This is a genomic window from Methylomonas sp. Uni0009 (genome assembly GCF_054188105.3).
Map to the genome: position 1 here is coordinate 3,905,158 of NZ_JBTAFN010000001.1, position 13,747 is coordinate 3,918,904.

The 13,747-nt window shown below is 48.8% G+C and carries 11 protein-coding genes; 7 read left to right on the forward strand and 4 right to left on the reverse strand.

Annotation, left to right across the window (positions count from 1 at the left end; all coding sequences use genetic code 11):
* The first annotated feature begins 192 nt into the window (after positions 1 to 192).
* On the forward strand, positions 193 to 1,464 hold the full coding sequence (gene drt3a / locus ACWAU0_RS17945; RefSeq protein ID WP_458137475.1) for an antiviral reverse transcriptase Drt3a: 1,272 nt from the start codon (positions 193 to 195) through the stop codon (positions 1,462 to 1,464).
* Positions 1,449 to 3,434: an antiviral reverse transcriptase Drt3b gene (gene drt3b / locus ACWAU0_RS17950; protein ID WP_458137476.1), complete on the forward strand. Its 1,986-nt coding sequence runs from the start codon at positions 1,449 to 1,451 to the stop codon at positions 3,432 to 3,434. The genes drt3a and drt3b overlap by 16 nt, the downstream gene beginning before the upstream one ends.
* A 411-nt stretch (positions 3,435 to 3,845) precedes the next feature.
* On the opposite strand, the gene ACWAU0_RS17955 is transcribed toward drt3b, so the two are convergent.
* Positions 3,846 to 4,010: a hypothetical protein gene (locus ACWAU0_RS17955; RefSeq protein ID WP_458137477.1), complete on the reverse strand. Its 165-nt coding sequence runs from the start codon at positions 4,008 to 4,010 to the stop codon at positions 3,846 to 3,848.
* A 355-nt stretch (positions 4,011 to 4,365) separates the two neighbouring features.
* On the opposite strand from ACWAU0_RS17955, the gene dbpA reads away from it, so the two are divergent.
* The 5 genes from dbpA to ACWAU0_RS17980 all read left to right on the forward strand — a co-directional run bounded on the left by dbpA (position 4,366) and on the right by ACWAU0_RS17980 (position 9,276).
* On the forward strand, positions 4,366 to 5,754 hold the full coding sequence (gene dbpA / locus ACWAU0_RS17960; protein ID WP_458137478.1) for an ATP-dependent RNA helicase DbpA: 1,389 nt from the start codon (positions 4,366 to 4,368) through the stop codon (positions 5,752 to 5,754).
* 214 nt (positions 5,755 to 5,968) lie between these two features.
* A complete protein-coding gene (locus tag ACWAU0_RS17965; RefSeq protein ID WP_458137479.1) occupies positions 5,969 to 7,105 on the forward strand; it encodes an acyltransferase family protein in 1,137 nt (378 codons plus the stop codon).
* A gap of 36 nt (positions 7,106 to 7,141) precedes the next feature.
* Positions 7,142 to 7,999 carry a penicillin-insensitive murein endopeptidase gene (gene mepA, locus ACWAU0_RS17970; RefSeq protein ID WP_458137480.1) on the forward strand — a complete coding sequence of 286 codons (858 nt, stop codon included), beginning with the start codon at positions 7,142 to 7,144 and terminating at the stop codon, positions 7,997 to 7,999.
* A gap of 67 nt (positions 8,000 to 8,066) precedes the next feature.
* Complete coding sequence (locus ACWAU0_RS17975; RefSeq protein WP_458137481.1) at positions 8,067 to 8,489, forward strand: HIT domain-containing protein; 423 nt, start codon at positions 8,067 to 8,069, stop codon at positions 8,487 to 8,489.
* A gap of 412 nt (positions 8,490 to 8,901) precedes the next feature.
* A complete protein-coding gene (locus ACWAU0_RS17980; protein ID WP_225587603.1) occupies positions 8,902 to 9,276 on the forward strand; it encodes a hypothetical protein in 375 nt (124 codons plus the stop codon).
* Between the two features lie 115 nt (positions 9,277 to 9,391).
* Here ACWAU0_RS17980 and acnB read toward each other — a convergent pair whose 3' ends face one another.
* From acnB to ACWAU0_RS17995, 3 genes are read right to left on the reverse strand one after another with little or no spacing between them, the layout of a single operon-like run.
* Positions 9,392 to 11,950 carry a bifunctional aconitate hydratase 2/2-methylisocitrate dehydratase gene (acnB, locus tag ACWAU0_RS17985; protein WP_458137482.1) on the reverse strand — a complete coding sequence of 853 codons (2,559 nt, stop codon included), beginning with the start codon at positions 11,948 to 11,950 and terminating at the stop codon, positions 9,392 to 9,394.
* 18 nt (positions 11,951 to 11,968) lie between these two features.
* Complete coding sequence (locus ACWAU0_RS17990; RefSeq protein ID WP_101052330.1) at positions 11,969 to 12,583, reverse strand: Uma2 family endonuclease; 615 nt, start codon at positions 12,581 to 12,583, stop codon at positions 11,969 to 11,971.
* A 22-nt stretch (positions 12,584 to 12,605) separates the two neighbouring features.
* On the reverse strand, positions 12,606 to 13,616 hold the full coding sequence (locus ACWAU0_RS17995; protein WP_458137483.1) for an isocitrate/isopropylmalate dehydrogenase family protein: 1,011 nt from the start codon (positions 13,614 to 13,616) through the stop codon (positions 12,606 to 12,608).
* Between the last annotated feature and the right edge of the window lie 131 nt (positions 13,617 to 13,747).

A 13,747-nucleotide genomic window follows, 5' to 3' on the forward strand; every position in this document is an offset into this window, starting at 1 on the left:
GATGAGTGACGAGAAATGTCTATCCACTACCCAACTTGCACTACTTGCAAATCAAAAAAGTGGCAAGTTTATGATACGGATTCAAACACTTACTTTTTTGTCGATGATAAAGATATGGAAAAAGCAAAAACATTGCATCTATTTGGTTTTGTACTTTTTCCATAGACCAATAACTACCAAGGAAGATTAGGGATGCATGACCAAACTTTCAGCAAGAAATCCCTCGAACGTATGTTCCAAAAGCGAGATTTTATTGGTCTTGGAACACCGCATGACCAAGAAATATTTCGTGAAAAAATACTAAGTTTGGCTGTTGATTCAGCAAATATAAGTTTCGGTAAAATTTCTAATCCGCTAATTAAGTTTCAACTTGGAGGAAAAGCAGTATTTAAATTCTGTCAGTTGAGTGACGAATTAATCGCTAGAAAATTATGTGCAAACATAAAAAGATCATTTAGGTCGATTACCGTAGGGCGTTCACAAATTGTGGGGAATTTACGCCTATTGTTGGAAGAGGGTATACCTTTTCGGGTATATCGTCTTGATATCAAGAGTTTTTATGAGTCCTTCGAGCCTTCGTATGTACTATTTATAATCAACAATCTTCATCGCCTAAGCCCGCATAGCAAAACGCTTATGCAAAATCTTTTGTCCTGCCACGCTTCGCTTGGTGGAAAAGGTGTTCCGAGAGGACTATCGCTTAGTGCCCCGCTTTCTGACCTTCTAATGCATAGCTTTGATATGGGGATGCAGTCGAATGAAGATGTTTTTTTCTACTCCAGATATGTGGATGACATTATTCTTATTACTTCTGCACGAGAGACTGCTACGAAATTTGTCAGAGATGTCAAAAAGCTACTTCCACCTGGCCTTTCTCTTAACCAATATAAAAGAAATATCGAGAGTGCTGATAAACAAGTAAGCCCCAAAAAAAGCTCGGATTTAGATGACATTCCACTCTTCTGTTTTGATTACTTGGGGTATGCCTTTTTGATAAGGGAACCTCAGAAAGATTCAAAAACCAGACCTGGAGATCATTACCGCTCGGTTACTGTTGATGTGGCTGCCAAGAAGGTAACAAGATTTAAGACTAGGATTGCAAGATCCTTCATTGACTTTAGTAAAACCGGAGACTTCGTTCTTCTAAAAGATCGTATCAAATTTTTGACCAAAAACTTCAGCGTCTATAACGCCAAAGCCGGAGGAAAGAAAATTGCTGGAATATTTCATAGTTATCCGCTGATCTCAAATGATGCAAATGCGCTAAGAAACCTTGATTACTTTCTGAAAAACGCAGTCATATCAAAAAGTGGACGTATATTTTCCAAGTCATCTTTAAGGCTCTCGGCTAAGCAAAAACGAGAGCTTCTTGCTCATAGTTTTGTTAGAGGACATGCCGAAAGACAATTTGTTTATTTCTCGGGGTCTAGATTAAAAGAAATTCAAAAGTGCTGGAAGAACTAGGTGGCAAAGTGAAAAAAATAAATAAAATTAAGCGCAATGATTATAACCGAGTGCTAATCACTGAAACTTTGCCATTCGAAACTCCAATTATATTTTCTAATGATGGTCTATATAATAATATTTCAAATTTTGAATCTGCAAACTGTATTAAAAAAACATTAATAGAGGCTTTGGTGATTGGAAAAGGTCATTCAAAATCAATTAGCAATACAAAGCCATATTTTTATAAGGTGAGGAAAAATTCGCATGAGTATAGACGACTTGCCTTGGTACACCCGCTATCACAATGGCAAATCAAGATTTTTTACGAGAAATACGAGCAATTAATTTTGCATTATTGCGGCCATAGCCGAGCGTCGATTCGTTCACCTAGGAAAATTGCAGGTAGTTTTTACAATAAAAGTTCGTGGGAAAACATAAATCAGTATAAAAAAGATGCGGTAATGCTGGCTACTCACGATAAGTACGTTAAGCATACGCCATCATACTTTGCTTATCACGGCTATGACCGGCTTTATAAGTTTTTCAACTCTAGAGACTATTTCTCTCTTGAGAAACAATTTTCGGTGTTAATGACCCTTGACGTGTCAAAGTGCTTTGACAGTATTTATACGCATAGTCTTTCTTGGGCAGTTAAAGACAAGGAATTCACTAAAAGTAATGTATCGGTTTCGTCAACATTTTCTCAGGAATTCGATAGAGTAATGCGTCATGGCAATCATAATGAAACAAACGGTATACCAATTGGGCCAGAGGCAAGCAGGATATTTGCAGAGATTATATTTCAGGAAATAGATAACCAAACAATTGCAAAACTTGATGTGCTTAGATTTGGTGTCGACTATACGTTCCGTCGTTATGTGGATGATGTTTTTATATTTTCGGATAGTGAGGGTATAGCAAGAAAAGTGTACGAAGTTTATTCGGATGTTCTTATTGAATTTAATCTCCATGCCAATACGTCTAAATCTGCAATTTTTTATCGGCCATTTCTGACGACGAAGTCTAGACTAATATTTGAGGCAGGACAGAGAACAAACGAATTCCTTGAAAAATTTCTTGCCGTTTCAGAAACCGGTGCTTTAGTACCTAGCCAAATATTTTCTAAATGGAAACTAACAAAGAGCTATATAGATTCAATTAAAGCACTTTGCTCTTCAAGTGCTGCAAATTACGATGAAGTTGCTTCATTCTTGATTTCCGTTCTTAATGAGAGGGTAAAGAAGTTAGTTAATAATAGAATTGAAAGTACTGATGATCAAGAAAAATACAGATATCTAGCCGCTATCGAAGTGTTGATAGATATTTTGTTTTTCTTGTATAGTGTTGCCCCTTCTGTGGGAGCATCATATAAATTTGTCACATCTTTGATTTTAGTATTTAGATTCAGCAAGAAAAATCTTCCAGAGCATACGGAGTTCATTTCACATCAACTATATAGTCTTGCATTAAAAATTCTGCATGATCAGTGTGAAAAGTCGAACGACAGTGTAATTGATAGCTTTGTTAATCTTGAGAACCTGAATATCGTGCTTGCGATTCGTGAGCTTGGGAATAAATATCTTTTGCCCCCAGAGGTTCTTGATAATCTTTTTCTTGGTAAGAGAAAACTTTCATATTTTACCATAGTATCCTGTCTTTACTATGTGCAAGCTGAAGATCAGTATAAAGTAGTCCGAAAAAAACTACTTAAATATGCTGAATCGAAACTAGGTAATTTATCTGATATTTTTATGAATAGCGAGAAAGCTTATTTGTTTCTTGATTTGCTAAGTTGCCCATTTGTCCAAGACTCCTATAAATCTAATTTGCTTCGAAGTTTTTATCTTGCTCTTCAAAAAACAGCACCAAGCAATTCAGAAATCGAGGATTTTTTAGCTGCTGAAAGTAACTCTTATTGGCATGTGAACTGGACAGATGTGGATCTTCTTAACTCTTTAGAGAAGAAAGAATTAAATCAGGCTTATTGATGGTAGAATCGAAACTGAAAGATGGGACGGCCTCTCCTCGGTCAAAGGACTACCTGCGGCCGCAACTGGTTTCCTTGAAAAGAAACTTTTCAGTGTTCAATCTGCCTTTTCTGCCATCAATGGGGAAAAGTTTGCCTGATCACTTGAGTGGTGACCCAGTCACCCACACACTCAGCAGGCCTACCATCTTTCACCCATTCCCCTTTTGTAAATCAGCTATAGTCGACTCTGAAAACATTTTTCAACCATTAAGTATTTACATACTACTGGGGCTTAAATTTGTGGTTACACTGCAATTTGGCCGAGTCGATCAGCACGCTCAAACATTACGGGCAGGTGCTATTCATTATGGAAACCGGTTGACCTAAGTGACACCGCTTTGCTCAGACGGTGCGATTTACTTAAGCTTTCTTACTCCGCACTTTCCTCATATTCCTCAATCACCTTGTCCGACAAATGCGACAGATGTTTTAAATCACTGATCTCAATGACATTGTCGTAAGACAGATAGGTACACATTTCAGCCCGGTAGGGTACGCACCGCGTACCTTCTGACAGACAGCCACCGGTACGCATTGCGTACCCTACACCCGCTTGTTGGCTTTGGTGATGAGTCGCTTCGAACCATGTTAGCCTTGTTTCAGATGGACGCTGGAGCGTTGGGGTCTGCGTTCCCACGCAAAGCGTGGGAACGATGATTCGTTTGGAACCAAGCTTTCACCGCGATTGTCTGCCTCCGGCTTCAAGCGAATGATCGATATTTTTAATGTTTGAACGGCGGACAATTTTGTTTATCGGCCGATAAGTGAAAAATCGACTGCGAATGGCAAGCTGGCAGCCCGTTGATTCGGCAAGGACCCAATGTGCAACTCTGGTATCATGGCCTCCCGCATGTCGGCAAGCGCGCCGCATCATATCGATTAGAGCCTTTGTGAATACACCCGAATTTTCGTCCCTGCCCTTAAAACCCGCCCTGCTGGAAAACATCGAATCGCTGGGTTACACCCACCTGACACCAATCCAGGCCGAAAGTCTGCCGCATATTCTGGAGGGCAAGGATGTGATCGCCCAAGCCAAGACCGGCAGTGGCAAGACGGCGGCGTTTGGCATTGGCTTGTTGTCGCGGCTGGATTTGAGCAGCTTTAAAGTGCAAGCCATGGTGATCTGCCCTACCCGCGAGTTGGCCGATCAGGTTTGCAAAGAAATCCGCCAATTAGCCCGCTTCACGCAAAATATTAAAGTGCTGGCCTTGTGCGGCGGCACGCCGTTCGCGCCGCAGCGCAGTTCGCTGGAGCACGGCGTACATGTAGTAGTGGGGACGCCGGGCCGCTTGCAGGAACATCTGCAAAAAGCCAGCTTGCGCCTGGATCATTTAAAAGTATTGGTACTGGACGAGGCCGACCGCATGCTGGACATGGGCTTTGCGGACATCATCTCCGACGTGATTTCCTACGCGCCGACACATCGGCAAACGCTGCTGTTCTCCGCGACTTATGCCGAGCCGATTCGCGCCTTGAGCCAGAAATTTCAATTCAAACCGGTCTCGGTCAGCGTCGAAACCAGCCATCTGGACAACCCTATCGAACAACGTTTTCATCAGGTAGACAAAGCCAAACGCCTGAATGCGCTTGGTTATTTGCTGGCTTATCATCGCCCGGAATCGACGGTGGTGTTTTGCAATACCAAGCGCGAATGCCAGGACGTGGCAGATACATTGAGCAATTGCGGTTTTTCCGTGCAGGCCTTGCATGGCGATTTGGAACAAAAAGACCGCGATCAAGTGTTGGTGCGTTTTGCCAATAAAAGCTGTTCGATTCTGGTCGCTACCGATGTTGCCGCTCGGGGGCTGGACATCAAAGACATGCAAGCGGTGATCAATTACGAACTACCTTGGGATCCGGAAGTGTATGTGCACCGAATCGGCCGTACCGGCCGTGCCGGTGCGAAAGGCCTGGCGCTGAGTTTGGTCAGCGAAGCCGAGTTAAACCGGGTTAAAGCCATCGAAGACTATATGGCAGGTTCCGTGAAATGGGACGAAATTGCACCGTTTAAACTGAGCAGCGAACACCGCTTCGAGCCGCCGATGGTCACACTGTGGATAGACGGCGGCCGCAAGGACAAGATGCGGCCGGGCGATATTTTGGGAGCACTCACCGGCTCTAACGGCATAGCCGGCGGCGAAGTGGGGAAAATCGACATCTTCGATAAACGCGCCTATGTTGCGGTGAAACGCGGCAGTGCGGATAAGGCTTTGACCTGCTTGCGGGCCGGCAAAATCAAGGGCCGCAATTTCAACGTGCGCAAATCGCAATGGAATTAGTTTAAAGCCTTGAGCAGCGGTTTTGCTTGGTTTTTCTGACGGTATTCCCGCATCTCTGCCGACGCGGGGATGACGGCTGAAGACGGATGATCAGCAACTTAACAGCGTCTGCTTTCGCAACCCAGCAAATATAACAGCGCTCGATAGCCGAATCGCCAAAGCCTGCTATACCTATGCCAGCCGACACTGACTACTCCAAAATAAGATTCTGCCCGTGGCACCTAAAACACATATCAGTTACCTGGACACCATTCGCGGCCTAGCGGCCTTGGCCGTCATCAGCGAACATTTCGTCATCGCGTATGGCCTACCCTGCGAAACGCCACTTTGCCAGCAATGGTTGGATTTCTCGCCGCTACACATTTGGTGGGACGGCTCGGCGGCGGTATCGATGTTTTTCGTGCTCAGTGGCGTGGTGCTGTCTTTGCGCTATTTTCGTGCAGGGCACACACCTGATCTCAGCGAGTTTCATTTGGCGCGTTTCTTGATCAATCGGATGTTTCGGATCTGGTTGCCGTACTTGTTGGTTTTGCTGATTAGCGCCGGCCTGTTTGTGAACACCTTCGATAGCGCGATACTCAAGACCAGTCTGCCGGCGACCGAATGGATAACCGGCATGTGGCATAAATTTCCGTTAACGCCCGCCGATATGCTGCGTGAGAGCTTTTTGTTGAAATTGCCTGCCTTGATCGTACTACTGCCGCAAGCTTGGACTTTAAGTATCGAATTGGTATTGTCTTTGCTGCTGCCGGTAGGCTTATTGCTGGCCGGACGCGGCAGTTCTTGGCTGGTATTTTTTGGCTTGCTGGCGACCAGCCTATTGGGTGTGTCGATTTTCTTGCTGCATTTTCTATTGGGCATGACCATTGCCAGACACTACACCGATCTTACCCATTACCTGTCCGGCCGACGCTGGCAACGGCGTTTGTTGCTATTGACCGGCTTAGCGTTTTATACCTGCGGCACTTTTGTGCCGTCCGACATATTTGGCGATACCGCAGTCTGGCTGGGTTCCGGTCTGGGAGCCGGCTTGATTTTGATGTTCGTGCTAGGTTCTAAAGATGCACAGCAGGTGCTATCGCAACCGATGTTACGGCAAATCGGCAAAGTGTCTTACAGCGCCTATCTCAGCCACATGGCGATTCTGATTTGTCTGACGCCGCTGGTTTTAAAATTTTTGGAAGGGTTTACCGAAAACCGGCTGGCACTTTGGTTTGGCGGCTGGCTTATCACCATCGGCTGCGTACAAGGGGTTTCTTTGTTGTTTTATCATTGGCTGGAGATCCCCAGCATGAGTTTGGGGCGGCGAGTGACCGATGCGATAGCCGCTATCGGCAAGCCAACGGTATAATCGCGGCCCGTTATTCCATTCCCTTGCCAATTGACCATGCGCCTAGCTAGCATTTCATCCATTTTAGTAAGCGTTGCCGCGTTGGGCGTTAACATCGACGCTACGGCCGGCTCGACCGCTCAAGACTGGGCCAAAATCACCACACCGACCCAGGAACCCAGCGAAAGCATAGGCACCTATACCAGCGGCTGCATCAGCGGCGCGGCCACCCTGCCCCAGGATGGTCAAGGCTATCAAGTGATGCGCTTATCGCGCCACCGCTATTATGGGCATCCTAACTTAATCGGCTTTATCCAGCATCTGGGCCAGTTCAGCGCCGAGCATAAATTGGGCTCGTTGTTGATCGGCGATTTGGGCCAACCGCGCGGCGGCCCGACCTTGAGCGGACATCGCAGCCATCAGTCAGGCTTGGATGTGGATATATGGTTTTTGTTATCCGAACCAGCCAGTAACCGGCAATTGACGGCCAACGAACGCGAAACCTGGAGCGCACCCTCGGTTGTGAACATGCAAAACGATACCATGGATTACCGGCATTGGTCGCCGGATCTGGCAAAGCTACTGGAAGCCGCCGCACGCCAACCGGAGGTCGACAGGATTTTTGTAAACCCCAGCATCAAACAAGAATTGTGCACCACCAAAAGTGCCGGAGCCGGTGAATGGTTGCGGAAGATTCGCCCATGGTGGAAACACGACGATCATTTTCATGTGCGCTTGAAATGCCCCGCGCATAGTCCGCATTGCGACTCGCAAGAGCCGTTACCTGCCGGCGACGGTTGCGACACCAGCTTGGCGTGGTGGTTTTCCGCGGAAGCCAAAGCACCATCGAAAAGCGTGCCGCTACCACCGCCGCCGTTACCGGCATTGTGCGAGCAGCTGTTGCGTCGTCCTTGATTATATTGGCGTATCGGCCTTTACAGCATCAGTCGGCTGATTATTTTATTATTCATTTGAGAGCACCATGCCCGATTTCGTACTTCATCAACAACTAGCGCAAGATTGTTTTAACGTAGGGAGCTTTGCGCTAACGGAATTATTAATGATGAACGACAGCCAATACCCTTGGTTCATCCTGGTGCCCAGGCGCCATAATATCAGAGAAATTTATCAGCTTGGACAGGCGGATAGACAGGCTCTGCAAAGCGAGTCCTGCCTGCTTGCCGAGGCACTGGTGAGTATTTATCGCCCCGACAAACTCAATATTGCCGCAATTGGCAATCTCGTCCCGCAATTGCATCTGCACCATGTGGTGCGCTATCAAACCGATAAAGCCTGGCCGGCGCCGGTATGGGGAAAGTTCGCCAGCCTGCCGTATGTAGGCGACCAGGCCGAACAAAGGATCACCCAACTCCGTTCCGCTTTGCAGATGTATTTAATCAATTAAAAATTGAGTGAATCTTTAGCTAGGGATAGCAAGCGAGAATATGCAATAACTGAAATAACCCAATTATTGTGTGATTGACGCTCGGTGCAAAAGCAAGTCACAATCAAAAAGGTCGCAACGTAAGGACAGGCGCTTGCAAATATCGTGACTCCAGTTTGAGCCCGCATCAGAAGCTCAGGAAATTTCGAGCCAGGTAAGCCGCTTATATCGATTGCTCAAATCCGTCGAGCTTATGGCAGACTGTGTAAAACTTAAAAAAGCCATTGTTACTACCATGCCTATTTTCATCGTCTGCTGTCTAATCTTAACTCCCCTAACCTTAACCCAAAATGCATTTTTACCCTTACTCAATATAGAGGCCGTATGGGGTGCGGGAGCGTGCCTTGCGGTGCTTTTTCTATTGAGTGGTTGTTTGAAATTAGTACCCAGCAAAATATGGCACGATGGTTTTGCCTCCGCAGGCTTATGGACTTGGTACGGTTACTGGAGCCCGCAATTCAGCGACGGCTCACCGCAATTCAGCGTGTTTCCAGTTTATTTTGCTTTGCTTAGCAGTTGGATGCTACTGGGTTTAATCAACAAAAGTCCGCAGTTTGATTGGGAATCCCAAGAATCCTTGCGCTATATGCAAAAATATTTGGCCCGCTTCGATTCCTGCGCCGTTGCGGTTTTGGTGCTGATTTGTCTGGCACTACCTGAGCACTATCTATCCTACCCGCTTGCAATGACCTTTTTCATCGTCCGTAGTGCTTTTCAGCGCTGCCTGGAGATTATTGATAGCCTGTAATTTTTTTCATTGCTTACCACTTCCGCGCCATATCTTCCCACCTGATGCGGCGCGGTAGCCCAACTAAAACCGGGTTACCGCGCCTGCTACGGCGCGATGCCTAAAACTCGCCGGGCTAAGCGACTTCCTTGGCCTTATCCTGATAACTGTCAATTTGATCGAAGTTAAGATAACGATAGGTATCCGCGCTGGTTTGTTCGATGCTGGCGGCATATTGCATATACTCGGCAACCGTCGGAATCTTGCCCAATAGCGAGCACACCGCCGCCAATTCCGCTGAGGACAGATAGACGTTGGCGCCATTGCCCAAACGGTTGGGGAAGTTGCGGGTCGATGTCGATACCACGGTCGAACCTTCCGCCACTCGCGCCTGGTTGCCCATGCACAAGGAGCAGCCCGGCATTTCGGTGCGCGCTCCGACCTTGCCGAAGGTGCCGTAATAGCCTTCTTCCACCAACTGGTTTTGATCCATTTTGGTCGGTGGTGCTACCCACAAACGTGTGGGCAAGGCACCGGCTTTTTCCAGCAACTTGCCGGCGGCGCGGAAGTGGCCGATGTTGGTCATGCAGGAACCGATGAAAACCTCGTCGATCTTTGTGCCCGCCACTTCCGACAAAGGCTTGATGTCATCCGGGTCGTTCGGGCAAGCTAACAATGGCTCGGTGATTTCATTTAGGTCAATTTCAATGATTTCCGCATATTCCGCGTCTTTATCCGCTTCCATCAATACCGGGTTCGCCAACCAATCCTGCATCGCTTTGATGCGGCGCTGAATAGTTCTGGCATCGCCGTAACCTTCGGCGATCATCCATTTCAATAAAGTGATATTGGAGTTCAAATACTCGCGAATCGGCGCTTCGTTGAGTTTGATTGTGCAGCCGCCGGCGGATCGCTCTGCCGAGGCATCTGACAACTCGAACGCTTGCTCGACTTTTAAATCCGGTAAGCCTTCGATTTCCAAAATACGGCCGGAAAACACGTTCTTCTTGCCTTGCTTGGCGACGGTCAATGAGCCGCTTTTCAATGCCGCATAAGGAATAGCATTCACCAAATCGCGCAAGGTGATGCCGGGTTGCATTTGGCCTTTGAAACGCACTAAAACCGACTCAGGCATGTCCAGCGGCATCACGCCGGTGGCGGCGGCAAAGGCCACCAGCCCGGAACCGGCCGGAAAGGAAATACCAATCGGGAAACGGGTATGCGAGTCGCCGCCGGTGCCGACGGTATCCGGCAATAGCATCCGGTTCAACCAGGAGTGGATCACGCCGTCGCCGGGACGCAACGAGACGCCGCCGCGAGTCATGATGAAGTCCGGCAAGGTGTGCTGCATTTGCACGTCCACCGGCTTGGGATAAGCGGCGGTGTGGCAGAAAGACTGCATCACGAGATCGGCGGAAAAACCCAGGCAGGCCAGGTCTTTGAGTTCGTCTCGGGTCATCGGCCCGGTGGTGTCTTGCGAACCTACGGTGGTCATTTTCGGTTCGCAATAGCTGCCAGGCCGCACGCCGGCCACGCCGCAAGCCTTGCCGACGATTTTTTGCGCCAGGGTAAAACCTTTGCCGGTATCCGCGGCTTCGCCCAAGCGGCGAAATACCGTAGAAGCAGGCAAGCCCAAGAATTGGCGGGCACGGTCGGTCAAACCGCGACCAATGATCAACGGAATCCGGCCACCGGCGCGAACTTCGTCGAAGATCACTTCGGTTTTCAAAGCAAACTCGCAGACGACTTCGTCCGTATCATGCCGTTTGACGATACCTTGATAAGGATAAATATCGATCACGTCGCCCATCGCCATGCCAGTGACGTCGCATTCGATCGGCAGTGCGCCGGAATCTTCCATGGTATTGAAGAAAATCGGCGCGATCTTACCGCCGATACAAACACCGCCGCCGCGCTTGTTGGGGATATACGGAATGTCGTCGCCCATGAACCACAACACCGAGTTGGTCGCGGATTTGCGCGAGGAGCCGGTGCCGACCACGTCGCCGACATAGGCCACCGGGAAGCCCTTGGCTTTCAGTTCGGTAATTTGTTGCTCAGCATTGGTGATGCCGTCGCGCGGCATCTTCAGCATGGCCTTGGCGTGCAACGGGATGTCCGGCCTGGACCAGGCGTCCGGCGCCGGTGACAGATCGTCGGTATTGGTTTCACCGGTGACTTTGAACACTGTCACGGTGAGTTTTTCCGGCACTTCCGGCTTGGCGGTAAACCATTCGGCATCAGCCCAGGATTGCAGTACCTGTTTGGCGTAAGCGTTGCCTGCTTGGGCTTTTTCCTGCACATCGTGAAAGGCGTCGAATATCAGCAGAATTTGCGACAGCGCTTTCGCGGCAATCGGCGCCAATGAGGCGCTTTCCAGCAATTCGATCAACGGCGCGACGTTGTAACCACCCAGCATCGTGCCGAGCAATTCGGTGGCTTTTTCCGGCGTCAGCAGCGGTGAAGTCGCCTCGCCTTTGGCAACGGCGGTCAAGAAACCAGCTTTGACATAAGCGGCTTCGTCGACGCCGGCTGGAATGCGGTTTTCCAGCAAATCCAGCAGAAACGCTTCTTCGCCGGCAGGCGGCTGTTTCAATAATTCAACCAGCGCGGCAACTTGTTCGGCGTCCAGTGGTTTGGGAACGATGCCTTCGGCAGCGCGTTCGGCGACATGTTTTCGGTATTGTTCTAGCATGATGATTTCCGGTAAAAATTATTGGACTTGGGACGCTTGGTCTGCGGCGGCCTGTTCGGCGATAAAAGTGCGCATGTCGTCGTTATCAACCCGCTGATAAATCTCGGCAACGTCCAGCGTTAAATCCACTGACTCGAAGCGGGCTTGATCGCCGAGAAAGTAATGATTGGAGACCCAGCCTTCGCTACGCCGGCAGACCTCGACATCGACGATGTCCTGCTCGATCAGCACATATTCCAGCAAGCTGGGAATGGTTTGGTATAAGCGGCGCTTGATGGTTTCGTCGCGGCGGCGGGTGGATTTGGACAGTACTTCGACGATCAAGACTGGCGCTTCGGCATAATAGTCGTGGGTCGAGGTATCCTCGCAAACCACCATCGCATCGGGGTAGAACAGATACTGGCCGATCTTGACTTTGACATCGGAACTGAAGGGTTCACAAGGCTTGCCTTGTAAATGATTACCCAACAGTCGAGCCAAACTCATCTTGATGCGCTCATGATTCTTGCTGGCACCCGACATGGCCACCAGCTCGCCGGCGTCATACTCGTGCTTTATGTCGCTGAGCAATTCCGCTGCCAGATAATCCTCAACAGACATCCAGGGCTTATCGAATTTAGGTTGCGCACTCATAACCGCCTCCGCCGCAGGTTAATCACTCCATCGCATCGACGATGGCTTGACCCATTTCCTGGGTGCCGTATTTGGTGTCCGGGTTCAAATCCGGGGTGACATAGACACCGCCGTTCACGACTTTTTCAATCGCGTTCAGCATCCGGGTAGCCGCTTCGTGTTCGCCCAAATGGTTCAGCATCATCACGCCCCCCATCATCACCGCCGTAGGGTTGGCGATATTTTTGCCGACGATGTCCGGCGCACTGCCATGTACCGCTTCGAACAGCGCGGCGTCGGCACCTATGTTCGCACCAGGGATCAAGCCCAAGCCGCCTACCAAACCGGCAGTCAAATCCGACAAAATGTCGCCAAACATATTGGTTGTGACGACCACATCAAATTGTTCCGGTTTCATGACCATGTGCATACAGGCCGCGTCGACGATTTTTTCGTCGAATTCGATGCCCGGATATTTGGCCGCCACTTCCCGTGCCGCTTTGAGGAACAAGCCCTGGGTGTATTTCAAAATATTGGCTTTGTGGCAGACCGTCACTTTCTGACGATTGTTATCGATAGCATACTTAAAAGCATATTCCACTATGCGCTCGGAACCGGCCTTGGTGACCACGGCCAAGCTTTCGGCAATGTCTTTAGCCGGCGTCAGATAATGTTCCAAACCGACATAGAGGCCTTCGGTATTTTCGCGCACAATGACAATATCGACGTCGTCGTAACGGGTTTTTACGCCTTTCCAGCTTTTCGCCGGCCGCACGTTGGCATAAAGATCGTATTGTTTGCGCAGTTCTACGTTGATGCTTCTAAAACCCTCGCCCACCATCGTGGTCAACGGTCCTTTAAACGCCACCCGAGTCTGGGCGATAGATTCCATCGTCGCATCCGGCAGCGGCGTGCCGGTTCTTTCATAAGCCGACATGCCGGCGTCCGCCTCATGCCAATGAATTTTCGCACCCGAAGCGTTGATCACCGCCACGGCGGCGTCCATGATCGAAGGGCCAATACCATCACCTTTAATCAACGTGACGTTATGCATTCATTTCTCCTACTTGATGTTTAAAAATAACTAGTCATTGCGTGCGCTCATCTGTATCGCGATTGAGCCGTTACTCATTCGCGCAATAAAGCACGTTATTGCAAGTAATAATACACAGTTTCGCGCCCCGC